This window comes from Mycolicibacterium sp. XJ1819 (assembly GCF_053483675.1).
The window spans coordinates 95,043-117,281 of record NZ_JBEFST010000020.1 but is presented as its reverse complement, the minus strand read 5'-3'; the positions used below and the strand labels follow the sequence as shown (position 1 = coordinate 117,281).

General features: G+C 67.1%; 24 protein-coding genes. 16 read left to right on the top strand and 8 right to left on the bottom strand.

Features of this window, described 5'->3' with window-relative positions; genetic code table 11:
* The 3 genes from ABQE89_RS21320 to ABQE89_RS21310 all read right to left on the bottom strand — a co-directional run.
* Window positions 1-310: hypothetical protein (locus tag ABQE89_RS21320; protein WP_448420291.1), on the bottom strand; the 310-nt coding region annotated here is incomplete at its 3' end.
* An 11-nt stretch (window positions 311-321) separates the two neighbouring features.
* A complete protein-coding gene (locus tag ABQE89_RS21315) occupies window positions 322-1,815 on the bottom strand; it encodes a class I adenylate-forming enzyme family protein (protein ID WP_448420289.1) in 1,494 nt (497 codons plus the stop codon).
* Window positions 1,812-2,645: an SDR family oxidoreductase gene (locus ABQE89_RS21310; RefSeq protein WP_448420287.1), complete on the bottom strand. Its 834-nt coding sequence runs from the start codon at window positions 2,643-2,645 to the stop codon at window positions 1,812-1,814. Before ABQE89_RS21310 ends, ABQE89_RS21315 begins: the two co-directional genes overlap by 4 nt.
* Window positions 2,646-2,847: 202 nt before the next feature.
* On the opposite strand from ABQE89_RS21310, the gene ABQE89_RS21305 reads away from it, so the two are divergent.
* From ABQE89_RS21305 to ABQE89_RS21290, 4 genes are read left to right on the top strand one after another with little or no spacing between them, the layout of a single operon-like run.
* Window positions 2,848-4,425 (top strand): methylmalonyl-CoA mutase family protein, encoded by a 1,578-nt coding sequence (locus ABQE89_RS21305; RefSeq protein ID WP_448420285.1) that lies wholly within the window; start codon window positions 2,848-2,850, stop codon window positions 4,423-4,425.
* Window positions 4,426-4,839 carry a cobalamin B12-binding domain-containing protein gene (locus ABQE89_RS21300; RefSeq protein WP_448420283.1) on the top strand — a complete coding sequence of 138 codons (414 nt, stop codon included), beginning with the start codon at window positions 4,426-4,428 and terminating at the stop codon, window positions 4,837-4,839.
* A 1-nt stretch (window position 4,840) separates the two neighbouring features.
* On the top strand, window positions 4,841-5,797 hold the full coding sequence (locus tag ABQE89_RS21295) for an LLM class F420-dependent oxidoreductase (RefSeq protein ID WP_448420281.1): 957 nt from the start codon (window positions 4,841-4,843) through the stop codon (window positions 5,795-5,797).
* Window positions 5,794-6,855, top strand: a complete 1,062-nt coding sequence (locus ABQE89_RS21290; protein WP_448420279.1) for a CaiB/BaiF CoA transferase family protein — start codon at window positions 5,794-5,796, stop codon at window positions 6,853-6,855. The genes ABQE89_RS21295 and ABQE89_RS21290 overlap by 4 nt, the downstream gene beginning before the upstream one ends.
* Here the strand turns inward: ABQE89_RS21290 and ABQE89_RS21285 are convergent.
* Window positions 6,843-7,160 carry a 2Fe-2S iron-sulfur cluster-binding protein gene (locus ABQE89_RS21285; RefSeq protein WP_448420277.1) on the bottom strand — a complete coding sequence of 106 codons (318 nt, stop codon included), beginning with the start codon at window positions 7,158-7,160 and terminating at the stop codon, window positions 6,843-6,845. The genes ABQE89_RS21290 and ABQE89_RS21285 overlap by 13 nt on opposite strands.
* Before the next feature lie 121 nt (window positions 7,161-7,281).
* On the opposite strand from ABQE89_RS21285, the gene ABQE89_RS21280 reads away from it, so the two are divergent.
* Genes ABQE89_RS21280 through ABQE89_RS21265 form a run of 4 tightly spaced genes read left to right on the top strand, consistent with a single transcriptional unit; the run spans window position 7,282 to window position 11,361 of the window.
* Window positions 7,282-8,679: a class I adenylate-forming enzyme family protein gene (locus ABQE89_RS21280; protein ID WP_448420275.1), complete on the top strand. Its 1,398-nt coding sequence runs from the start codon at window positions 7,282-7,284 to the stop codon at window positions 8,677-8,679.
* Window positions 8,664-9,479, top strand: coding sequence for an acyl-CoA dehydrogenase family protein (locus ABQE89_RS21275; RefSeq protein ID WP_448420273.1), 816 nt, complete (start codon window positions 8,664-8,666; stop codon window positions 9,477-9,479). The genes ABQE89_RS21280 and ABQE89_RS21275 overlap by 16 nt, the downstream gene beginning before the upstream one ends.
* Window positions 9,466-10,563, top strand: coding sequence for an acyl-CoA dehydrogenase family protein (locus ABQE89_RS21270; RefSeq protein ID WP_448420271.1), 1,098 nt, complete (start codon window positions 9,466-9,468; stop codon window positions 10,561-10,563). Before ABQE89_RS21275 ends, ABQE89_RS21270 begins: the two co-directional genes overlap by 14 nt.
* 33 nt (window positions 10,564-10,596) lie before the next feature.
* A complete protein-coding gene (locus ABQE89_RS21265; protein ID WP_448420269.1) occupies window positions 10,597-11,361 on the top strand; it encodes an enoyl-CoA hydratase/isomerase family protein in 765 nt (254 codons plus the stop codon).
* Window positions 11,362-11,371: 10 nt separating this feature from the next.
* Here ABQE89_RS21265 and ABQE89_RS21260 read toward each other — a convergent pair whose 3' ends face one another.
* On the bottom strand, window positions 11,372-12,136 hold the full coding sequence (locus tag ABQE89_RS21260; protein WP_448420267.1) for an SDR family NAD(P)-dependent oxidoreductase: 765 nt from the start codon (window positions 12,134-12,136) through the stop codon (window positions 11,372-11,374).
* A 94-nt stretch (window positions 12,137-12,230) separates the two neighbouring features.
* Between ABQE89_RS21260 and ABQE89_RS21255 the strand changes: the two genes are divergently transcribed.
* On the top strand, window positions 12,231-13,106 hold the full coding sequence (locus ABQE89_RS21255) for an ArgK/MeaB family GTPase (RefSeq protein ID WP_448420265.1): 876 nt from the start codon (window positions 12,231-12,233) through the stop codon (window positions 13,104-13,106).
* Window positions 13,107-13,185: 79 nt separating this feature from the next.
* On the opposite strand, the gene ABQE89_RS21250 is transcribed toward ABQE89_RS21255, so the two are convergent.
* Window positions 13,186-13,770 carry a TetR/AcrR family transcriptional regulator gene (locus ABQE89_RS21250; protein WP_448420263.1) on the bottom strand — a complete coding sequence of 195 codons (585 nt, stop codon included), beginning with the start codon at window positions 13,768-13,770 and terminating at the stop codon, window positions 13,186-13,188.
* 85 nt (window positions 13,771-13,855) lie between these two features.
* Here ABQE89_RS21250 and ABQE89_RS21245 point away from each other — a divergent pair, with 85 nt between their 5' ends.
* The 4 genes from ABQE89_RS21245 to ABQE89_RS21230 are packed head-to-tail and all read left to right on the top strand — an operon-like array spanning window position 13,856 to window position 16,258.
* A complete protein-coding gene (locus ABQE89_RS21245) occupies window positions 13,856-14,563 on the top strand; it encodes a hypothetical protein (RefSeq protein WP_448420261.1) in 708 nt (235 codons plus the stop codon).
* Window positions 14,564-14,565: 2 nt separating this feature from the next.
* Window positions 14,566-15,357, top strand: a complete 792-nt coding sequence (locus ABQE89_RS21240; RefSeq protein ID WP_448420311.1) for a hypothetical protein — start codon at window positions 14,566-14,568, stop codon at window positions 15,355-15,357.
* A complete protein-coding gene (locus ABQE89_RS21235; protein ID WP_448420259.1) occupies window positions 15,354-15,953 on the top strand; it encodes a cytochrome c oxidase subunit 3 in 600 nt (199 codons plus the stop codon). Before ABQE89_RS21240 ends, ABQE89_RS21235 begins: the two co-directional genes overlap by 4 nt.
* Before the next feature lie 5 nt (window positions 15,954-15,958).
* Window positions 15,959-16,258: a cytochrome C oxidase subunit IV family protein gene (locus tag ABQE89_RS21230; RefSeq protein WP_448420257.1), complete on the top strand. Its 300-nt coding sequence runs from the start codon at window positions 15,959-15,961 to the stop codon at window positions 16,256-16,258.
* Here the strand turns inward: ABQE89_RS21230 and ABQE89_RS21225 are convergent.
* Both ABQE89_RS21225 and ABQE89_RS21220 read right to left on the bottom strand, forming a co-directional pair.
* On the bottom strand, window positions 16,255-17,859 hold the full coding sequence (locus ABQE89_RS21225; RefSeq protein WP_448420255.1) for an FAD-dependent oxidoreductase: 1,605 nt from the start codon (window positions 17,857-17,859) through the stop codon (window positions 16,255-16,257). The genes ABQE89_RS21230 and ABQE89_RS21225 overlap by 4 nt on opposite strands.
* 27 nt (window positions 17,860-17,886) lie before the next feature.
* Complete coding sequence (locus ABQE89_RS21220) at window positions 17,887-18,600, bottom strand: IclR family transcriptional regulator (protein WP_448420253.1); 714 nt, start codon at window positions 18,598-18,600, stop codon at window positions 17,887-17,889.
* Window positions 18,601-18,744: 144 nt separating this feature from the next.
* Between ABQE89_RS21220 and ABQE89_RS21215 the strand changes: the two genes are divergently transcribed.
* From ABQE89_RS21215 to ABQE89_RS21205, 3 genes are read left to right on the top strand one after another with little or no spacing between them, the layout of a single operon-like run.
* Complete coding sequence (locus ABQE89_RS21215) at window positions 18,745-19,635, top strand: alpha/beta fold hydrolase (RefSeq protein ID WP_448420251.1); 891 nt, start codon at window positions 18,745-18,747, stop codon at window positions 19,633-19,635.
* A complete protein-coding gene (locus ABQE89_RS21210) occupies window positions 19,632-21,335 on the top strand; it encodes a bifunctional 3-(3-hydroxy-phenyl)propionate/3-hydroxycinnamic acid hydroxylase (protein ID WP_448420249.1) in 1,704 nt (567 codons plus the stop codon). The genes ABQE89_RS21215 and ABQE89_RS21210 overlap by 4 nt, the downstream gene beginning before the upstream one ends.
* Entirely contained in the window at window positions 21,283-22,203 is a 921-nt protein-coding gene (locus ABQE89_RS21205) for a 3-carboxyethylcatechol 2,3-dioxygenase (protein WP_448420248.1), read from the top strand. The genes ABQE89_RS21210 and ABQE89_RS21205 overlap by 53 nt, the downstream gene beginning before the upstream one ends.
* Window positions 22,204-22,239 lie beyond the last annotated feature (36 nt).

Below are 22,239 nucleotides of genomic sequence, written 5' to 3'. Positions count from 1 at the left end.
AGTCGCTTGCCGGCAGCGGCTTGGCTTCCTTGAGCGCCAACGGGGTGGTGCCGATCGACAGGGTGCCGGCGCCGGCCTTGGTCACCAGCACCTCGGCACCGTTGTCGTCGACGTAGCGTTTGCCCATCGCGTTGCCGTCGGAGAACGCCGGATCGAGCTTGGCGTCGGCGGATTTCGCCGAATCGTCGGCGTCCAGTGGCAGCATCGGCACCCCGCCCGCGCGGAGGTCGTCGAGGCTGTCGGCGCTGCGCACGACGATCACCTGAGTGTCGCAGACCTGGCTCTTCAGTCGAGTGCCGTTCTTGACCATGTGCGGCTCCTTTAACAGTTCGAGGCGGTGAGTTCTTCGACGAGCTCGCGGCGCAACAGCTTGCCGGTCGCGTTGGTGGGCAGTTCGTCACGGAAGACCACGCGATCGGGTGTGCGTGAGCCTCGCAGCTGCGTCCTCACATACCCGCGCAATTCCTCGGGATCCGGGTCGGCGCCCTTGACCGGTACCACGACCGCGACGATGATCTGGCCCCACTGTGGATCCTCGGTGCCCACCACCGCGCAGTCGCTCACCAGCGGATGTTCCACCAGAACGCTCTCGATCTCGGCAGGCGCGATGTTCTCGCCGCCGCGGATGATGGTGTCGTCGGAGCGCCCGCCGATGAACAGGTATCCGTCCTCGTCGAGCATGGCGATGTCCTTGGTGGGAAACCAGCCTTGCGCGTCGAGCACGGAGCCGATCTCGGCGTAGCGGCCCGACACCTGGTCTCCGCGCACGAACAACTCGCCGGTCTGGCCGGGACCGAGCACGGTCCCGTCCTCGGCGCGGATCTGCACTTCGACGCCCGGCACCGGCTGTCCCACCGAGCCCAGGCGTCTGGCCAGCGCTTCGTCGTCGGAGGCAAGTGCCTGGCGGTGATCGTCGGGGGTGAGCACCGCGATCGTCGAACTCGTCTCGGTCAGCCCGTAGGCATTGACGAAGCCGACATCGGGCAGCAACCCCAGAGCCTTGCGCACCAACGGAAGTGCGACCTTGGAACCTCCGTAGGCGAGGTTGCGCAGAGTCGGCAGTTCGACCGCGTCGGCCTCCAGTTGCGACACGATCCGATCGAGCATCGTCGGCACCACCGTCGCGGTGGTGACGCCTTCCTCGTTGACGAGCCGCACCCATTCAGCGGCGTCGAACTGCCGCAAATACACCATTTTTCGGCCCGCATACAGGTTCGACAGTGCCGCCCCGACGCCGGCGATGTGGTAGGGCGGCACGCAGATCAGCGCGGCGTCCGCCGGATCGGCCGCGGCGAACTCCACCGTCCCGGTGACGTAGCTGGTGAGGTTGTTGTGCGTGAGTTCGACGGCCTTGGGACGGGAGGTGGTGCCCGAGGTGAACAACACCACCGCGACGTCGTCGGGGTCGGGGAACTCCGCGGCCGGTTCACCGGTGCGGGCGGCCGCGAGGAATTCCTCCGAGGCGATCACCTGTTTGCCGGCACCCGCCACCACGTCGCAGTATTCGGCGTCGGCCACCACCAGGGGCTGGGGCAGGCGGTCGATCAGTTCACGCAGGCCGTCGCCGCTGAGGCGGTAGTTCAGCGGCGTGCACGGCACACCGGCGCGGGCCGAGGCGAACAGCAGCAGCGGCAGCAGCGCCCCGCCGGTGCCGACGTAGGCGACATGGGAGGCGCCCGAGGCGGCGATCACGCCGGAGCCGCCGTCGGCCAGCGTGCTCAGTTCCTCTGTGGTCAGGCGAATCTCGCCGGACACCAGGGCGAGGCGGTCCGGTTCGCTGGAGGCTGCCATCTCTAACAGCAGGGAGATGCTCATGATTTGTCGACGAAGATATCAAGGACGGGTTCATCGCCCCCGCCGTAGGTGGACAGATCGGTGATACCGGCCGACGTGAGCACGTCGGCGTCGATGAAACACTGCCCGTTGACGTCGCCCGGCGGCCGAGACAGCAGCTCGACCGCCGCGTCGGCCATGATCTTCGGGTCGCGCGACCGGGAGATCATGTCCTTGAAGCCGGGCGCGTTGGCCACCGCGGAGGTGGCGATGTAGGTCTGCGGCCACAGGCAGGCGAAACCGATCGCGGCCTCGGCGTACTCGGCGGCCCAGCCCAGCGACAGCATCGTCATCCCGTACTTCGACAACGTGTAGGACGGGTGGGCGCCCAGCCAGTGCGGACTCAAGTTCAACGGTGGTGCCAGCGTGATGACGTGTGCGTTCGACGACTTGCGCAAGTGCGGCAGCGCCGCCTTGGTCAGCAGGAACGTGCCGCGGACGTTGATGTCCATCATCAGGTCGAACTTCTTGGCCGCCAGTTGTTCGGTCGGTTCGGTCGCGATCGCGCTGGCGTTGTTGATGACGGCGTCGACCCCGCCGAAGCGCTCGACGGCGGTGTCCACCGCGCGCTGCACGTCCTCTTCGCTGCGTACATCGCCGACCACCGCCACGCCCTTGCCGCCCGCGGCGTCCACGTCCGCCACCGCGGTGTGTACGGTGCCGGGCAGCCTCGGATGCGGTTCGGAGGTCTTGGCCAGCAGGACGACGTTCGCGCCCCGCGCGGCGGCGCCCAGTGCGATCGCCAACCCGATTCCGCGGCTGCCACCGGACACCACGAGCGTGCGGTCGGAGAAGGTGGGCTGGCTCGTCATGGGTCTCCTGTCGGCCGAGTCAGGTCGATGCTACCGGCCGTGCTGAACTGCCGGTAGCGACGTTCTCATTTTACGCAAGTCCCATAATCGCTGTGTACCGGCCTGTCAACCGGGCCGTGAGGCATCCAGCGGGCTCTCCTCGCTGCGTGTTTCCGGCGTGCGGTATTGGCATTCTCATTTTCTGCAAGTACGTTATCCAGTGATGAGCGACCCAGTACAGACCCCCTCGGGGATACCGCTCCAGCCCGTCTACGGGCCGGCCGAGCGGTCCGGTGAGCCGCCGGCGCCAGGCGCGTATCCGTTCACCCGCGGCAACTTCGCCAGTGGCTATCGCGGCAAGTTGTGGACATTCCGGCAGTACTCGGGCTTCGGGACGCCCGAGGAGTCCAACCGGCGCTACCGCTACCTGCTCGATCAGGGCGGTACCGGACTGTCGGTCGCGCTGGATCTGCCCACGCAGTGCGGCTACGACTCCGACGATCCCGAGTTCGGTGAAGAGGTGGGCCGGGTCGGCGTCGCGGTCGACACGCTGGCCGACGCCGAGATCCTGTTCGACGGCATTCCGCTGGATGCGATCAGCACCAGTTTCACCATCAACGGCACGGCGGCCATCCTGTTGGCCTTCTACGTCGCGGCGGCCGAGAAGAAGGGGGTGCCGCGGGGCAAGCTCACCGGCACCATCCAGAACGACATCCTCAAGGAGTATGCGTCGCGCGGCACCTGGATCTGGCCGCCGGAGCCGTCGCTGCGGCTGATCGCCGACACGATCGAGTTCTGCGCGGGCGAGGTGCCCAAGTTCAACGCGATCTCCGTGGCCGGGGCGCACTTTCGCGACGCCGGCGCCAACGCCGTGCAGGAGATGGCGTTCACCCTCGCCGACGGGGTCACCTACTGCGACACCGTGGTCGAACGCGGCCGCATGAGCATCGACCAGTTCGCACCGCAGATCTCGTTCTTCTTCTACACGCACGGCGACTTCTTCGAGGAGATCGCCAAATACCGGGCGGGCCGGCGGCGCTGGGCGACGATCGTGCGCGAGCGCTACGGCGCATCGACCGACAAGGCGTCGATGTTCCGGTTCGGCTGCGTGGCGGGCGGTGCCTCGTTGTACGCACCGCAGGCACAGAACAACCTGGTCCGGGTGGCTTACGAGGCGATGGCCGCGGTGCTGGGCGGGGTGCAGTCGATGTTCACCGCGGCATGGGACGAACCGTTCGCGCTGCCCAGCGAGGAGTCCGCGACCCTGGCGCTGCGCACACAGCAGATCCTGGCCTACGAGACCGGGGTGGCGAAGGTGGCCGATCCGCTCGGCGGCTCCTACTTCGTCGAGGCGCTGACCGATGCCACCGAGGAGAAGATCGTCGAGATTATGAGCGATCTCGAGGCCCACGGCGGCATGGTGCGCTGCATCGAGGACGGCTATCTGCAGGGTCTGATCGCCGACGAGGCGTTCAAGATCCACCAGGAGGTGGAATCAGGCGAACGGCCGGTGGTGGGGGTGAACAAGTTCGTCGTCGACGAACCGCCGCCGGAGATCGCGACCTACGAACTGGACCCGGAGGGCCGCGATCTTCAGCTCAAGCGATTGTCAAAGGTCAAGGCGGAACGCGACGCCGCGGCCGTGGCGGCCAGCCTCGCGGCCCTGTCGAAGGCGGCCGAGGGCACCGACAACCTGATGCATAAGCTGATCGACTGTGCGAACGCGTACTGCACGGTCGGTGAGATGGTTGCCGCGCTCAAGGCGGTCTGGGGCGAATTCCAACAGCCGGTGGTGTTCTAGATGACCCAGTCAGTGCCTGCCCGGGTGCTCGTCGCGAAACCCGGACTCGACGGTCACGACCGCGGCGCGAAGATCGTCGCCCGCACGCTGCGCGACGCCGGATTCGAGGTCATCTACACCGGCATCCGGCAGCGCATCGAGGACATCGTGTCGGTTGCTCTACAGGAAGACGTTGCGCTGGTGGGGCTTTCGATCCTATCCGGTGCCCACCTGACATTGACCACGCGTACTGTCGAGGCGTTGCGCGCCGCGGACGCGGGCGACATCGCGGTGGTCGTCGGCGGCACCATCCCGCAGGGCGACGTACCCAAGCTGCTGGAGGCCGGCGCCGCCGCGGTGTTCCCGACCGGCACGCCGCTGGACGTGCTGGTCGACGAGGTTCGCAAGTTGACATCCGAGCGGGTAGGGGACTGATATGCGGCTGGGCGTGATGATCGGCGCCGAGCGCGGCGACATGGCCCGCAAGGTCAAGAAGCTTCTCGACGACATCGAATGGGCGGAGTCCGCCGGTCTGGACACCGCGTGGATGCCGCAGGTGCCCAACGACTTCGACTGCCTGACCATGGTCAGCTTGATGGGGGCGCGCACCAACCGGATCGAACTGGGTACGGCCGTGGTGCCGCTGCAAACGCAGCACCCAATCGCGTTGGCCCGGCAGGCGTTGTCCATTCACGCCGGGACCGGCAACCGGCTGGCGCTGGGCGTCGGCCCGTCACATCACTGGATCGTCCGCGACATGCTCGGCATCGCCTACGAGAAGCCGGCGGCCTACACCCGCGACTACCTCGAGGTGCTCAACAGGGCACTTGCGGGCCCCGGCGACGTCGACGTGGAGAACGCCAGCTTCACCGTGCACAACCCGACCGTGCTCGGCGCCGAAGCGCCGATGCCGGTGCTCGTCGCGGCCCTCGGGCCGGTGATGCTGCAGATCGCAGGCGAACTCGCCGACGGCACGGTGTTGTGGATGGCAGACGAGCGGGCGATCGGGGAGCACATCGCGCCGCGAATCACCAAGGCCGCCGACAACGCGGGGCGGCCGGCGCCGCGGATTGTCGCGGGCATCCCGGTGTGTTTGTGCGCCAACTCCGAGATCGACGCCGCCAAAGACCGCGCGAATCGCATTCTGGCCGAGGCGGAGACGTCGCCGAACTACCAGCGCCTGCTCGACCGCGGCGACGCCCGTAACGTCGGTGACCTCTGCGCGGCGGGTGACGAGGAGGCGATCCTGCGGCGGTTCCGTCAGTTCGCCGACGCCGGTGTCACCGACCTGTCCGTCCGTCTGTTGCCGATCGGCGAGACGCGCGACGAACTGATCGCGTCGAAGTACCGCACGCGAGAGGTGATTTCGCAGCTCGCCGCGGAGGTGCGGTGACCCCAGGGCCGTTGGCGGGCATCCGCATCATCGAGGTCGGCGTCATGCTTGCCGGCCCCTACGCGACGATGCTGCTCGCCGACCTCGGCGCCGAGGTGATCAAGGTCGAGCCGCCGGGCGGCGAGATCTCCCGCCAGGTCAGCGACAGCTACTTCGCCAGCCTCAACCGCAACAAGCAGAGCGTCGTCCTGGACCTGCGGTCGGAGGCCGGTCAGCGGCGGCTGGGTGAGTTGGTCGCCGATTCACATGCGCTGCTGGTGAACATGAAACCGTCGGCCATCAAACGGCTGGGCCTGACGTATGACTCGCTGCGCCGGTTCAACGAGCGGATCGTCTGTGTGGCGATGACCGGCTTCGGCCTCGAGGGCGGCGACGATCCCGCGTTCGATTACGTCATCCAAGCCGCGACGGGCGTCGCGGCGATGACCGGCGACCCCGACGGGCCGCCCACGCTGCCGGGCTATTCGTCGGCCGACAACTCCACCGGTCTGGCCGCCGCGCTGGGGCTGGTGGCCCAGATCGTGTCGGGCCGCGGTGGCCAGGTCGACGTGTCGCTGCGCGACGTGATGTTCTCGCAGCTGAACTACCGTGCATCGGCTTACCTGAACGACGGCGCCGCACCGCTGCGTTACCCGTACGGCGCGCACTCGTATTACGTGCCGGCGCAACTGTTCTCGACGGCCGACGGATTCCTGGCGCTGTTCGTCACCCATGACGCGTTCTGGCGGGCGTTCGCCGCCGAGGCCAAGATCGAGGGCTTCCCGACGATGGCCGAGCGGGCGGCCAGGCGCGACGAGGTGCTGGCCGTGGTGGCCGAGGCGTTGGCCACCGACACCGCTGTGAGTTGGGAGTCGCGGTTGCGTCCGCTCGGGATACCCGTGGCCGCGGTGCGGACGCTGCCAGAAGCCCTCGAGGCGACGCCGGAGGTGGTGGTGCGGGCGGGCGATTTCCGGCTGGTGGCCAGCCCGATCCGCATCACCGGGTACGAACCGCAATACCGCCCGCCGCCGGGCATCGACGAGCACGGCGCCTCGTCTCAATCGTCTCAATCGTCGTAGGTGACGCTGATCGACTCCGTGTCCGGAACCGCCTGGCAGGTCAGGATGTATCCGTCGTCGAGCTCGTCCTGTTCGAGGGCGTCGTTGACCCGCATGGTGGCCTTGCCCTCGAGGATCCGGCCCATGCAGGTTCCGCAGTTGCCCGCTTCGCAGGAGAACGGCGGAGACAACCCCGCCCGCCGCGCGCTTTCCAGAAGCGTCTCGTTGGCCATTCGGGCTACCGACACCTTCTTGCGGTCCTGCACGATCGTCACCTGTCCGGCGTCGTCGGCCGGGGACGCGTGCGGTGCCGGTTCTGCAGTCATCGGTGCCTCTCCTGGCATATCGATTCTGATAGAAAGAGAATATCATTCTCTTTAAGTGATACGCTATTCTCTACTGCATCGGGATCTGTGTGCGACCCTACGACGGCGAGTGAGGGCAGCTGTGAGTGAGGCGATCGCGCTCGCCTTCGAGGAGCGTGAGTACACGCTGCCCCAACTCGACGCACTGGCCGGCGGCATGGCGGCCGTCCTTGAGCAGCGTGGGGTGCGTCGGGGTGACCGGGTGGCGCTGATGTCGTCGAACCGACCGGAGTTCGTCGTCGCGCTGCGGGCGATCTGGCAGTCCGGTGCGTCCGCGGTCCTGCTGAGCCCGGCCTGGAAGCGGGCCGAGGTCGAACATGCGCTCGCGCTCACCGACCCGGCCCACGCCGTCGGCGATCACCCGGTTTTGGCCGATGTCATGCCGATGCTGGAGTTGGACGAACCGGTCTCGCCGGGACCGCGCCGCGTCGCCGCCTCCGACCCAGCCCGTGATGCCGTGTTCGTGTTCAGTTCCGGTACCACCGGCATGCCCAAGGCGGTCCGCCACACCCACGGTTCGCTGGCCGTGGCGGTGCGGCACTGGCGTGATGCGTTGCAGCTGACCGCGGCCGACCGCATGCAGATCATGACGCCTCCGTCGCACATCCTCGGGCTGCTCAACATCGTGATGGCGCTGGAGACCGGTGCCTGGATCCGGCTGCACCGACGGTTCGACATCGACCAGATGCTGCGCCACATCGAACGCGACCGGATCACCATCGAAATGGCGGTCGCGCCAATTGCGTTGGCGCTGGCCTCGCACCCCGACCTCGAAAGCCACGACCTGTCCTCACTGCGGTACGTGATGTGGTGTGCCACCCCGGTGACCGAGAGCGTCGCGGAGACCGTCACGCGCAGGGCGGGTGTGAACTGGGTGACCGCGTACGGCGCCAGTGAATTGCCCGTGATCTCGTGTAACGAGATCGAGAGCGCGAGGTTGGACACCGTCGGCCGGCCGGTGGCCGGGGTGGAGGTGCGCATCGTGTCGCTGGACACCGGCGAGCCGGTGGGCCCGGGGCAGCTCGGGGAGATCCAGGTTCGCTCGGGTTCGGCGATGGCCGGATATCTGCCGGATTCGGCGACCGTTGAGGCGTTCTCGGATGGGTGGTATCGCACGGGTGATGTCGGGCACCTCGACGCGCAGGGCTGGTTGCGCATCACCGACCGGTCCAAGGAGATGATCAAGGTGCGCGGCTTTCAGGTCGCGCCGGCCGAGATCGAGGCCGTCCTGCACGGCCATCCTGCGGTGGAGGACTGTGCCGTGTTCGGTGTCCCCGACGCGTCCGACGGCGAGCGGGTGATCGCCGCCGTCAAGACCGCCGCGGCCGTCGATGCCGCCGACCTGATCGCATTGGTGGGGGAGCGGCTCGCGTCCTACAAGCGCCCGAGTCACGTGGCTTTCGTATCGGAGATACCCCGTCTGCCATCCGGAAAGGTGTTGCGCCGAGTGTTGAAGGAGCGTCAGTGGACGTCCGTCTGACAAGTGAACAGCGGCAGTTGCGGGACGCCGCGGCCAAGCTGGCCGACGATCTCGGGCCGGGCTCGGTCGCAGACCTCGAGGATGCGGGCCGGATCGCCAAACTCGAGAAGGCTGTGGCCGCCACCGGCTTTCGCACCTTGCGATCCGACGGCGCCTCCGGCGTCGAGGTGGCCATCGTCGCCGAGGAGTTCGCCCGCGGGCTGGTCGACGTGCCTTTCGTCGGCCCGATCCTGGCCGACGACCTGCGACGCGCTCTCGGTCGCGAACCGTCGGCGGCTGACGCGGACCCGCCGTCGGTCGACCTGACCAACAGCGTTGCCGGAGTTGTCGAGTCGCCACCCGAACTCGGTGAGCTCTCCGAGGCCGACGTGGGCAGGTGGCGCGCGCTGGCCCTCGCGGTCAGCTGCGCCGACCTCGTCGGCGCGGCGCGCGGCACGCACACACTGGCCTGTGAGTACGCCAAGGTCCGTGAGCAGTACGGCGCGACCATCGGGTCCTATCAGGCCGTCGGGCACCTGCTCGCCGAGAGCCTCGCGTTGCTCGAGGGTTCGACCAGTGTGTTACGCCACGCCGCATGGGCCGTCGACGAGCTGCCGGCCGCCGAAGCCATCGAGGCCGGGCGGGTGGCCAAGATCTACTGTGCGCGTGCGGCATTGACTGTGTGCGAAACCTCGATCCAGGTGCACGGCGGTATCGGGAACACCTGGGAATGCCTGGCGCACGTGTATCTGCGTCGGGTGCTGACGGCCACCGAGTTGTGGCCGGTGAAGCTGGAGGAGCTGACCATTGGACTTTCGTGATTCCCCCGAGGAAGCGGCCTTTCGCGACCGGTTGCGCGGCTGGCTGACCGAGCAACGGGGCAAGTTTCCCACTTCGGGTGACGAGTACTGGGCTGCGCAAGGCGCCTGGCATCGGGCGCTGTATCAGGCGGGGTTCTTCGGCACGTCGTGGCCCGCGAAGTACGGCGGCCAGGACCTTCCCCCGGTCTACGACGTCATCGTCGACGAGGAGATCGCCAAGGCGGGCGCGCCGGCCAGGCCCAGCCTCGGCTATCTGGTCGTCGGACTGTCCCACCACGGCGATGAGGAACTGCGACAACGGTTTCTGCCCGGCATGATCAACGGCACCGAACGCTGGTGCCAGGGGTTCTCCGAGCCGGGAGCGGGCTCAGACCTGGCGTCGCTGAGCACCACCGCCACCCGGTGTGAGCACGATCCAGACACGTACGTCATCCATGGACACAAGATCTGGACCAGCTACTCCGACGTGGCGGACTGGTGTCTGGTGCTGGCGCGAACGGACAAGGACGTGCCCAAGCACAAGGGCATCTCGGCGTTCATCGTCTCGATGCATCAGCCCGGTATCGAACAGCGACCGTTGAAGATGATCAGCGGTGTCACCAAGGAGTTCGGCCAGGTGCTGTTCGACGGGGCGAGGGTGCCCGCACAGAACATGGTCGGCGCACCGGGTGACGGCTGGAAGTTGGCAATGACGGTGGTCAGCCACGAGCGCGAACCGTCGACGCTGGGGTTCTCGGCTCGGTACGGGAAGCTGGTGCGTCAGTTGGCGTCTCGGTCACAAGACACCCCGACCGAGGAACTGGCGTGGGCCTGGGTGCAGACCGAGATGCTGCGCCTGCACGTGCGCAGGCGGCTCTCCGAACAACTCGACGGCATCACCCACGGCCCGCAGGGGTCGCTCGACAAGCTGTTGATGACCTGGGTGGAGCAGTCGGTCGGCCATGCCGCACTCGCGACCGTCGGCACCGGCGACCCCGAACTGTTCGGCGCCTACATGTACAGCCGCGCGCAGAGTGTGATGGGCGGTACCTCACAGATTCAGAAGAACATCATCGCGTCTCGAATTTTGGGATTGGGAGTGTGATGAGCGCTCGCGCGAATTACGAAGGGAACTGATTTGTACGACATGCCAGCGGAAATCGACGTCCAGGCGGACGGCGCCTTGCGCATCATCACGCTGAACCGGCCGGACGCGCTCAACGCGGTCAACGACGACCTGCACACCGGGCTGTCGAAAATCTGGGCGCAACTGGCCGAAGACCAGCAGGCGCGTGCGGCGGTCATCACCGGCGCCGGCCGGGCGTTCTCGGCGGGCGGTGACTTCTCGTATCTGGAGAATCTGCGCCAGGACGCCGACCTGCGCGACAAAAGCCTGCGCCATGGCCGCGACATCGTGTTGGGCATGGTCCGCTGCCGCATCCCGGTGGTGGCTGCGGTCAACGGCCCGGCCGTCGGGCTGGGCTGCAGCCTCGTCGCGCTGTCAGACATCGTGTACATGAAAAGTGATGCCTACCTTGCTGATCCGCATGTGCAGGTCGGGTTGGTCGCCGCCGACGGTGGGCCGCTGGTGTGGCCGCTGCAGATGAGTCTGCTGCACACCAAGGAGTTCGCGTTGACCGGCGCCCGTATCCCGGCGCAGCGGGCCGCCGAGCTTGGGCTGGCCAACCACGTCGTCGAGGATCCGCTGGCCGAGGCGATCGCCTGTGCGAAGAAGATGGCCGAACTGCCACGGCAGGCCGTCGAGAGCACCAAGCGTCTGCTCAACATTCACCTCGAGCGTGCCGTGATGGCCGTGCTCGACTACGCCAACACCGCCGAGCAGCAGTCGTTTCAGACCGACGACTTCCGCGAGATCGTCGCCCGCCTCAACAAGAAGAAGTAGCCCGCGCGAACTACTTGGGCGGGAAGCGCAGTGCTCCGTCGAGGCGAATGATCTCGCCGTTGAGATAGTCGTTTTCGATGATGCTCTGCGCCAGCTGCGCGTACTCCGTCGAGCGGCCCATCCGCTTGGGGAACGGCACCTGCGGGCCCCAGTACTGTTCGAGTTGGTTGGCGGCCTGCCCGTATGCCGGGGTGTTGATGGTGCCGGGTGCGATGGTGACCACACGGATTCCGAGCGGCGACAGGTCGCGCGCGGCGACGAGCGTCATGCCCAGCACGCCGCCCTTGGCCGCTGAGTAGGGCAGCTGGCCGATCTGGCCCTCGATGCCGGCGATCGATGCGGTGTTGACGATCACCCCGCGCGCGCCCTCTTCGAGCGGCTCCGATTTGGCGATCTCGGCGGCCGACAGCCGCATCACGTTGAACACGGCGGTCAGGTAGAACTCGATCGTCTTCTTGAAACCGTCGAGGTCCAGCGGCGAGCCGCCCTTACCGATGAGGCGTCCGCCGCTGGCCGGGCCACCGTGGGTGTCGACGGAGATGCGCAACGGTGCGAGCGCGGCCGCCTCGGCGATCGCGGCGTTGACCGACTCCTCGGAGGTCGCGTCGGTGCGCACATAGCGCACGCCGAGTTCGGTCTCCAGCGCCTTGCCCTTGTCGTCGGCGAGATCGGCGACCACCACTTTCGCGCCTGCGCCGTGGAGACGCCGCACGGTGGCCTCGCCCAGTCCACCCGCACCGCCGACGACGATCGCCGAGCTACCCGCGATTTGCATCTGATCCCCTTCGTGCAATCCATACTCTCGGAATGAGAGAATAGCATTCTCATACCGGTGCAGCCACGCTGCCGGCACTCCTTAGGCTGGGGCAATGACCATCGACGAGCTCATCGAGGCGGCGCGCACGGGATCGACCCGGGCCGCGGGCCGATTGTTGAGCCTGATTGAGGGACCTCGGCGCGACGACGTTCTGGCGGCGCTGGGGGAGGTGTCCACGCCGCAGGTCGTCGGCGTGACGGGACCGCCCGGCGCGGGCAAGTCGACGACGGTCGGCGTCCTGGTGGGCGCCTACCGCGAGCAGGGGCTGCGGGTGGCGGTGCTCGCCGTCGACCCGTCGTCGCCGTACAGCGGCGGTGCGCTGCTGGGCGACCGGATTCGAATGGCCGCCCACATCAACGATTCCGACGTGCTGATCCGGTCGGTGGCCGCGCGCGGCCATCTGGGCGGACTGGCCGCGGCGGTGCCGGCGGCCATCAAGCTGCTCGCGGCGCTGTCCTACGACCGGATCGTGCTGGAGACCGTCGGTGTCGGGCAGTCCGAGATCGAGATCGCCGCGATCGCCGACCCGACGGTGGTGATCCTCAATCCCGGTGCGGGAGACGCGGTTCAGGCGGCCAAGGCGGGTCTGCTGGAGGTCGCGGACCTCGTGGTGGTGAACAAGGCCGACCGTGAAGGTGCCGATCAGACGGTGCGCGATCTGCGGGGTGAGACCCGGGTGCCGATCCTGAAGATCGTTGCCGCAGAAGGCCGTGGCATCGCGGAGTTGGTCGAGGCCATCGAGGCCCACCGCCGCGCCGACAGCCCGGAACGCCGCAGGGCGCGCGCACGCGCGCAGATCCTGTCGCTGGCGCAGACCCGGCTTCGCGGCCATCCCGATCTGGACCGCCTGGCCGAGATGGTTGCCGACGGACGCTTCGACCCCTACGCCGCCGCCGAGCAGATGTTCGTCAGCCCTGGCGAGCCTTAGCGGCTCGGGAGGCGTCATCATTTGATGACGGCGTTTGATCGGACGGGGTGGGTCAGGGGCCGTGGTGGTTCGACAAGCGTCAGCCGGTCAGGCCGAGCATCGCGCGAGTCATTGTCTTGAGTTGTGTACGCAGCGTGTTGTCGTCGATGTCGGCCACCAGTGGATGCATGACGGCGACGCTGATCGCGCTGGAGAGCACCGCGGCGTGCAATCGCGACTCGACGCCGGCCTCCGTGTCGAGCAGCGCGGCGTAGAGGCGTTCGATGAACCTCTCGAACGGCTCGTATTCGGCTTGCAACCGAAGGATGACCGGATCGAACTGCAGCGCGCTGACCGCGCCGCGCCGATCGACGGCCTGGTCGATCATGCGGTCGAGCAACACATCTCGTGCGCGCGGTCCGTGGCCCTCGGCTTCGGCGGCCTCCAGCGCGTCTTCCAACCGGCCCAATTCGCGCTCGGTGATCGCGATGACGATCTCTTCCTTGGTCTTGAACTGCCGGTACACCGCGGCCTTCGTCACTCCGATGGCGTCGGCGATCATCTGCAGCGAGGTTCCGCTGACCCCGTGTTCGGCAACGAGTTTCAGCGCCGCGTCGAGCACCCGGGTCTGCGCCGCGGTGCGGTTGATCTCGCGGAACCGCTGAGCCGGTCGAGTGGACGTCACGAACCCGAGGGTAGCCCACCATTGACCGCCAGGTTGCCGATCGGCTACCGTCCAGTAGCCGATCGGCAACCGGGAGGGCCCGACGATGAGACGTGCAGATGGCGAGCTGATCCTGTTCTGGACGCTGCCCGCGTTGGCCGTCATCTGGGTGTCGGCGTTCTTCCTGTTCCCCGGGTTCCTGCACCCGATGTCGCCGACGATGTCGGCCGAGGAAGTCGCAACCTTCTATCGCGATGACACCGCTCGGATCCGGTACAGCATGATCCTGTTCAACTGGTTCGGCGTGGGCTTGATCCCCACCGTCATGCTGCTGGCGATGCAGGTACGCCGGATGGCGCATTGCACGCCGATACTGTCCTACAGCCTGCTGGCCTGCGCGGGCGGCCCGCCGTGTCTTTTCCTGATCGCCAACATGTTCTGGCTTCTGGGTGCGTTCCGCCCGGAACGCTCTGCGGAGTTGACCCAGTTGCTCAACGATCTCGCCTGGGTGACGTTCACCATCCTGGTTCCGTACCTGATCGCCCAATGTCTGCTCCTGGCGCTGGCGATCTACTGGGACAACCAGCGGCGACCGGTGTTCAAGCCATGGGTGGCGCACTTCAACCTGCTGACCGCGGCCGCCCTGGCGCCTGCCGCGTTCGGTGCGGTGACGTTCAGTGGACCGATCGCCTGGGACGGCGTGTTGTCCTACTGGGTGAAGAACATCGCCATCGCGGTGTGGATCGTCGTCATGGCATCCGTTCTGGCGCAGAATATTCGCCGTCAACGGGTCGAGGATGCGGTCGCCGCGTGAGCATGCCACCTCGTAGCGCGGCGCGACGGCTGGCGTGGAACTTCCGGCACCATCCCAAGCGCGAATTGTGGTTCGCGTGGTGGGTGATGGTCGTCTTCTACCAGCTCTACGGCGTGCTGTTCTTCCTGGTCACCCGCGTCCAGCCGCCGCCGAGCCCGGCCTGGGAGACACCGGCGGTGGTCGAGTGGCTCAGCGAACGCCACCTCGGAATCCTCACCGGGTTCGGCGTCGTGTTTCTCATCACGGGCATGTGCGCGCCGATGAACGCGCTGCTCGCGTACTCGATGCGACGGATGTCGGTGAGCCGGATCTTCGGCTATTCGTACCTGGTGATGTACGCGCTCAGCGCCATTCCCGGGATGCTGGTGATGGCCATCGCGATGACGGTCGCCGCCCTTCGCCCGGAACGGGATCCCGAACTGATCCAATGGCTCTACGACTTCGCATTCCTGTCCTTCAGCGGAACCATGGGGGTATTTCTCGTCGGATCTGTGGTCTGGCTCGTCGCCATCCTCCTCGACAAGAACAAGGTGCTGCCGAAATGGTTCGCCTACCTCGGTCTGTGCAATGCGCTGACCGAAGTGGTCGTCGCGCCGGCCTGGATCTTCCAACGAGGCGTGTTCGCATGGAACGGTGCGATCGCGTGGTGGATCAACATGGTGGTCTTCGTCACCTATACCGCCGCGTTCATCGTGTTGCTCAGGAAGATGATCGAGCGGGAGGATTTCGGCACCGGCCCCCTGCCCGACCTTCCCTCCCAGCAACCGCACTCCACGATGCCCGCGGTTCGATGACGAATCACATTGGGGCCGACACGATATCGCCCTCCGGTCACGACGGGCACAGACGAGTGCCCGGCCAGCCCGACATGTGGCTGTTCGTCCTCTTCGAGACCTTGTTGTTCACCGGATACTTCTCGGTCTACCTCGTGTCCCGCACCCAGAACCACGACTCGTACCTGCAGTCCCAGGCCGACCTGGATCTGCGGATCGGTGTGTTCAACACCGTTGTCTTGCTGCTGAGTTCGTGGGCGATCGCACGATGCGTGCAAGCCTCCCGTGCGCGCGCTCACCGAGCTGCGTTGTCCTACGCCTTCGTGACGATCTCGTTAGGGCTGGTGTTCCTGGTCGCCAAGGTGGCGGAATGGGTCATCGAGATCCGGATGGGCAACACGTTCACCAGCGACGAGTTCTTCCAGCACTACATCTTCCTGACGTCGCTGCACTGCATCCACGTGCTGATCGGATTCGTCGTGCTCGGTGTGGTCGTCTACCAGTTGTGGAATCCCGCCCGGCGATCGCAGCAGCTGGTGGAGACGGGCGCGACGTACTGGCACACAGTGGATCTGCTGTGGGTGTTGATCTTCGCGATGCTCTATGTGGTGAGGTGATCGGTGTGACGTCCACGTTCGGCAGGCGGCTGTGGATCGCCTGGGCGGTGCTGACGGCGATGACGTTGATCTACGTCTGGATGGACAGCACCACCGATCGAAACGGAACGCCGGTGGCGAGCACGGCGGTCACGGTGAGCGCCATTGCGATCGCGCTCCTCAAGGTGCGGATCATTTTCCGCGAGTTCATGGAGGTGCGTCACGCCCCGGTGTGGCTGTGCCGGCTGACCGACGGTTGGGTCGTGCTCGTCGCGGTAAGCCTGGTGAGCAGTTATCTGATCGGGTCGGCCGTCGCCGGCGGTTAGGACCGCGCGGATACCGCCAGACCCGCTCGGTAGCCGAACACCATTGCCGGGCCGATCGTTCCGCCCGCACCGCCGTACGCTTTGCCGGTCGGGCCCGCCATCGCGTTGCCGGCCGCGTAGAGCCCCGGGATCGCCGACCCGTTGACGTGCAGTACGCGCCCGTCGCCGTCGGTGCGTGGGCCGCCCTTGGTGCCCATCGCGCCGATGGCCACGGGAACGGCGTAGTAGGGCGGGGTGTCGATGGGGCCCAGTGTCTTGCCCGCCGTGGTGGCGGCCTTGTCGTCGCCCCAGTAACCGTCGTAAGCACTTGACCCGCGGCCGAAGTCGGGATCCTGCTCGCGCGCCACGTTGTCGTTCCACGCCGCCAGGGTGCGGGCCAGGCCGTCGGGGTCGATGCCGGTCTTCTCGCTCAGTTCGGCCAGATCCGCCGACGGCGAGAACCAGTCGGGGGCGTGCTCTCCGGGAAGCACCCCGAGGAAGCCGTAGCGCTCGAGGTGCCCTGCGTCGAACACGATCCACGCCGGATCGTTCGCGTACCCCTCGCGCGGGTCCAGGAAATGGAAGGGGCCCGCCATCGAGTTGTATTCGCCCGCCTCGTTGAGGAACCGACGCCCCGCTCGGTTGACGATGATGCTTCTGGGCCGGGTGCGTTCCAGTCGCACGCTTCGACTGCGCGGATGGCCCTCGAAGGTGTCACCGGGCAACCGAACGATCGGCACCCACCACGCCTCGCCCATGTTGGCCAGGTCCGCGCCGTGTGCCATGGCCATCCGCAGGCCGTCGCCGGTGTTGTTCGGTGGTGACACCGGCCCGTGCATCGGACCGCGCAGATAGGCCTCCACCAGTGTGGAGTCCCACTCGAAGCCGCCGGTGGCCAGTACGACGCCGCGGCGGGCCCGGACATCGAACTCATTGCCGTCACGGATGATTCGCACACCGGTGATCCCCAGCGCATCGGCGCAGAGTTCAACGGCTCGCGACTTCGTCTGCGGTGTCACCCCCATATCCAGCAACGCCTTGAGCAGCCCGGCGATCAGCGCCGCGCCCGCCACGCAGTAGTCACCGGACTCGTCGTCGAGCGACGCGTGGATGCGCGCACGGGTCTCGGCGTCGATGCCGACGTTGCTGAAGTCGGGCGGGAACGACGTGATGCGCTCGCGCCAGTCCCCGAGACGCGACAGGTCGAACGGCTTGGCGTTCAACGAACGTCCGCCGCCCGGCCGGCCGCCGGGCAACTCCGGCTTGTAGTCCGGAAACCCCTCGGCGACCTCGAACCGTAACTCGCTGTGCGCCTCGACGTAATCCAGCATCTCGGGCCCGGTGCGGACGAACGTCTCCACCAGGTCCTCGTCCATGTACCCCAGAGACTGCGCCCGCAGGTAGCGCATCGCGTCGTCGACCGGCAACTCGCCGTCGGCGGATCTGTCGTGGGCCGGAATCCACAGGATCCCACCGGAAACCGCGGTCGTGCCGCCCACCGTGGCGGCCTTCTCGTACACCTCCACCGAGGCGCCGTTGGCCGCGGCGGCCAGCGCGGACGTCAGGCCGGCGCCGCCGCTGCCCAGCACGACCACATCGACTTCATGATCCCGGTCGGTCACTGCTTGTCCTTTCGGCGCTGTCGATCCTCAGCTGAGAATCTCGGAGAGTTCGTCGGCCGCCTTGATGACCGTGTCCTTACCGCGCAGCACGACGTCTTCACGGTGGGAGATGAGGTTGATGCACGTCGGGGGAGAGGGCGGACGGCGACACACCGGCACGGCCAGCCCGTAGGTGTTGGGTTCGATCTCGCCGTGGGTGATCACCCAACCCTGCTGCCGCGCCTGCCCGACGAGATCGCGCTCGGCGGGACGCGGCGGCATGCTCGCCAGCAGCGCGATGCCGGCTGCGCCGCGGTCCAGCGGATACCGACTGCCTTCGTGAAAGGACAGTTGGTAATAGACGTTGGTCGGCACGATCACCGCGATCGCCACCTGCTGGTCGCCCTCGGCGACGAGCAACGAGACCGTGCTGCCGAGGTCGTCGGCCAGGGTGCGCAGCGTCGGCAGGCTCAACTGGCGCACGTTGTTGTCGAACGACGCGCCGAGCACGGCCAGCGCGGCCGCCGCGCGGTACCGGCCGTCCTCGCCCTTGGCCACCAGCCGGAATTGCGACAGCGTCGACAACAGGCGATACGCGATGGTTCGGTGTACGCCGATGTCGTCGGCCACCTGCTGAGCGGTCAGCCCCGATCGCGCTGTCGCCACCATCTGCAGTGCGGCCAGCCCCCTGGCCAACGTCTGCGAGCCCGGCGCACCGCTGGGCCGCGGATTCGGACCCGTACCGCCGTCCGCCGGAGTCATGGTGCCCCTTCCTCGACATCTCTTGACAGCAAGGCCTCGCGAGAGTGATGCTCTGACTATAGTGCACGTATATGTGCGATAAATGAGCAAACCGCTTACAAATTACGAGAATTGAGTTCTCGTCGTCAGAGAGGGTGCCGAGTGGTGGAGTCGCCGGCGACCGACACGTCTGCGGTGTTCGAGAGTGTCTGGAGCGACCTGCAGGGCGTCCCGTTCTCGCAGGGTTACCTCGACGCTAACGCGGTGCGCACCCGCTACCTTCATGCCGGCGACACCGACAAACCGGTGCTGGTCCTGCTGCACGGTTCGGGCGGGCACGCCGAGGCCTACGTCCGCAACATGGCGGCGCACGCCGAGCACTTCTCCACCTGGTCGATCGACATGCTCGGCCACGGCTACACCGACAAACCCGGACACCCGCTCGAGGTGGACCACTATGTGGCACACCTGATGGCTTTCCTCGACGCGATCGCAGCCGACCGGGCGCACATCAGCGGCGAATCGCTGGGCGGCTGGGTGGCGGCGCGCGCCGCGGTCGATCACCCGGATCGGATCGACCGACTGGTGCTCAACACCGCAGGCGGTTCGCAGGCCGACCCCGAGGTGATGAAGCGCATCATCACGCTGTCAATGGCGGCCGCCGAAAACCCGAGCTGGGAGACGGTGCAGGCGCGCATCAAGTGGCTGATGGCCGACAAGTCCAAGGACTACGACGACATTGTCGCCAGCCGCCAGCGCATCTACCGGCAACCCGGCTTCGTCTCGGCGATGAGCGATATCATGGCGCTGCAGGACCCGCAGATCCGTGCACGAAACCTGCTGGGTCCCAAGGAGTACGGCGCGATCGCCGCACCCACGCTGGTGGTGTGGACCAGCGACGACCCGACCGCCGACGTCACCGAGGGCCGCCGGATCGCCTCGATGATCCCCGGCGCGCGCTTCGAAGTGATGCCCGGCTGTGGGCACTGGCCGCAGTACGAGGATCCCGAGACGTTCAACCGGTTGCACATCGATTTCCTGCTGGGGCGGCAATGAGTGCCGAAGTCGACGTCGACGTCGTCATCGTCGGAGCCGGGCCCTCCGGCCTGACGTTGGCCAACATTCTGGGCCTGCAGGGCGTTTCGACCTTGGTGGCCGACGAGCGGGACAGCCTCATCGACTATCCCCGCGGAGTCGGACTCGACGACGAGGCGCTACGCACCTTCCAGTCGATCGGGTTGGTGGAGCACATCCTGCCGCACACCGTGCCCAACCAGATCCTGCGGTTCTTCGACGCCAAGCGGCAACTGCTCGCCGAGATGGCGCCGCCGGACGCCCGATTCGGCTGGCCCAAGCGCAACGGGTTCGTGCAGCCGATGGTCGACGCCGAGTTGCGCCGCGGTCTGGACCGATTCGCCCATGTCGAGGTGCGCTGGAAACACCGGATGCAGAACTGCACGGAGACCGCCGACTCCGTCACCGTCGAGTTCGCCGACGGGCAGCACCCGGTGCGGGCGCGCTACGTGGTGGGCTGCGACGGTGGCCGCAGCGCCACCCGTCGGTTGATGGGTGTGTCGTTCGACGGCACCACCTCCTCGACGCGGTGGCTGGTGGTCGACGTCGCCAACGATCCGCTCGGACATCCCAACAGTGAGGTCGGCGCCGACCCCGAACGTCCGTATGTCTCGATCTCGATCGCCCACGGCATCCGGCGTTTCGAGTTCCTGATCCACCCGGACGAATCCGACGAGATGGCCGCCGACCCTGTGTTCGTCAGACGCATGCTGGCGCAACGTGTTCCGTATCCGGAGCGCGTCGACATCATTCGTCATCGGGTGTACACCCACCACTCCCGCATCGCGAGCTCCTTCCGCAAGGGGCGGTTGATGCTGGCCGGCGACGCCGCACACCTGATGCCGGTGTGGCAAGGGCAGGGTTACAACAGCGGCATCAGGGACGCCGGAAACCTCGGATGGAAACTGGCCGCAGTGGTGACGGGCCAGGCCGAAGACTCCCTTCTGGACACCTACGACGTGGAGCGTCGTAAGCACGCCCGAGCGATGATCGACCTGTCCACCCTGGTCGGGCGCGTCATCTCGCCGACCAACCGGCGGGTGGCCGCGCTGCGCGACCGGCTGATCCACGCCGCATCGGTGGTGCCGACACTCAAGCGCTACGTGTTGGAGATGCGGTTCAAACCGATGCCGCGATACCAGCAGGGTGCGGTCGTGCACCCGGCGGCCGGTGCCGGACCGACCGCGTCGGCTTCGCCGACGGGAACGCTGTTCATCCAGCCCCGCGTCGACACTCGCGAGCAGTCCGACCTGTTGCTCGACGACGTGCTGGGACCCGGGTTCGCGGTGCTGTGCTGGAGCAACAATCTGCCTGCGATCCTCGGCGAGGAGGCTTTCGGTCGTTGGAAGAGGCTGGGAGCCAGGTTCGTCGAGGCGCGGCCCATGACGCAGTTGCGCTGGGACGGCCACGACCATCCCGACGTGGTGGTCGTCGGAGACCGTAGCGGCGCGTTGAAGTCCTGGTTCGACGTCTACACCGATTCGGTGCTGTTCCTGCGACCCGACCGGTGCATCGCCGCCGCCTGCATCGCGCAACGCGCTCCGGAAGTGAGCGCCTCGCTGTTCGACGTTCTCTGCCTCACCCAGGGAGGAGGTTTAGGTTCTCATGGCGACGCTGGCCCTCTGCTGCATGTCACACAGCCCGCTGCTGAATCTTCCGGGACCGCCGCAGGATCTGCTTGACGACATCGAGTCCGCCTTGGCCCAAGCGCGGGAATTCGTCGCGGCCTACGACCCGGACCTCGTCGTCATCTTCGCCCCGGACCACTACAACGGGTTCTTCTACCGGACGATGCCGCCGTTCTGCATCGGCACCGCGGCGCAGGGCATCGGCGACTACGGCACCCACGTCGGCCCACTCGACGTGCCCACCGACATCGCCACCGACTGCGCGCGGGCCGTCCTCGAATCCGGTATCGACATTGCGATCTCGGCCAGCATGGACGTCGACCACGGCACGGTCCAGCCCCTGCAGAAGTTGTTCGGCGAGGCCGCGGCGCGGCCAGTGATCCCGATCTTCATCAACTCGGTCGCCACGCCGCTGGGGCCGATGCGCCGGGTGCGCGCGCTCGGCGCGGTGGTGGGCACCCATCTGGCCAAGTTGGGCAGACGCGTGCTTGTGGTGGGATCCGGTGGGCTGTCGCACGATCCACCGGTGCCGACACTGGCCACCGCTGCGCCCACGGCCCTGCAGCGCATCGTGCACGGCGAACCGATGACGCCCGAGCAAAGGCAGGCGAGGCAGGCGGCGGTGCTGGAGGCGGCGCAGGGGTACGCCCGCGGTGACGGCCCGCTTCGGCCGCTCAACCCCGATTGGGACCGCGCGTTCCTCGACATGGTCGACGACAACCGACTGACCGAGGTGGATGGCTGGTCGAACTCGTGGATAGAGCAGCAAGGCGGTCATTCGGCACACGAAATCCGGACCTGGGTGGCCGCGTTCGCAGCACTCACCGCGCACGGCCGTTATGAGACAGTGCACCGGTTCTACCGCGCCGCACCCGAGTTGATCGCCGGCTTCGCGATCAGGACGGCGGTGCCCAACCCGTGACCACCGTGACTTTCGACCACACCGTCGACGTGCTCG

Bases quoted from the DNA above. Each gene is read 5' to 3' on its own strand.
- ABQE89_RS21210 (WP_448420249.1), top strand. From the start codon at position 19,632: ATGAGTGCCGAAGTCGACGTCGACGTCGTCATCGTCGGAGCCGGGCCC.
- ABQE89_RS21260 (WP_448420267.1), bottom strand. From the start codon at position 12,136: ATGCAAATCGCGGGTAGCTCGGCGATCGTCGTCGGCGGTGCGGGTGGA.
- ABQE89_RS21305 (WP_448420285.1), top strand. From the start codon at position 2,848: ATGAGCGACCCAGTACAGACCCCCTCGGGGATACCGCTCCAGCCCGTC.
- ABQE89_RS21235 (WP_448420259.1), top strand. From the start codon at position 15,354: ATGACGAATCACATTGGGGCCGACACGATATCGCCCTCCGGTCACGAC.
- ABQE89_RS21220 (WP_448420253.1), bottom strand. From the start codon at position 18,600: ATGACTCCGGCGGACGGCGGTACGGGTCCGAATCCGCGGCCCAGCGGT.
- ABQE89_RS21255 (WP_448420265.1), top strand. From the start codon at position 12,231: ATGACCATCGACGAGCTCATCGAGGCGGCGCGCACGGGATCGACCCGG.
- ABQE89_RS21300 (WP_448420283.1), top strand. From the start codon at position 4,426: ATGACCCAGTCAGTGCCTGCCCGGGTGCTCGTCGCGAAACCCGGACTC.
- ABQE89_RS21245 (WP_448420261.1), top strand. From the start codon at position 13,856: ATGAGACGTGCAGATGGCGAGCTGATCCTGTTCTGGACGCTGCCCGCG.
- ABQE89_RS21240 (WP_448420311.1), top strand. From the start codon at position 14,566: ATGCCACCTCGTAGCGCGGCGCGACGGCTGGCGTGGAACTTCCGGCAC.
- ABQE89_RS21205 (WP_448420248.1), top strand. From the start codon at position 21,283: ATGTCACACAGCCCGCTGCTGAATCTTCCGGGACCGCCGCAGGATCTG.
- ABQE89_RS21285 (WP_448420277.1), bottom strand. From the start codon at position 7,160: ATGACTGCAGAACCGGCACCGCACGCGTCCCCGGCCGACGACGCCGGA.
- ABQE89_RS21295 (WP_448420281.1), top strand. From the start codon at position 4,841: ATGCGGCTGGGCGTGATGATCGGCGCCGAGCGCGGCGACATGGCCCGC.
- ABQE89_RS21310 (WP_448420287.1), bottom strand. From the start codon at position 2,645: ATGACGAGCCAGCCCACCTTCTCCGACCGCACGCTCGTGGTGTCCGGT.
- ABQE89_RS21315 (WP_448420289.1), bottom strand. From the start codon at position 1,815: ATGAGCATCTCCCTGCTGTTAGAGATGGCAGCCTCCAGCGAACCGGAC.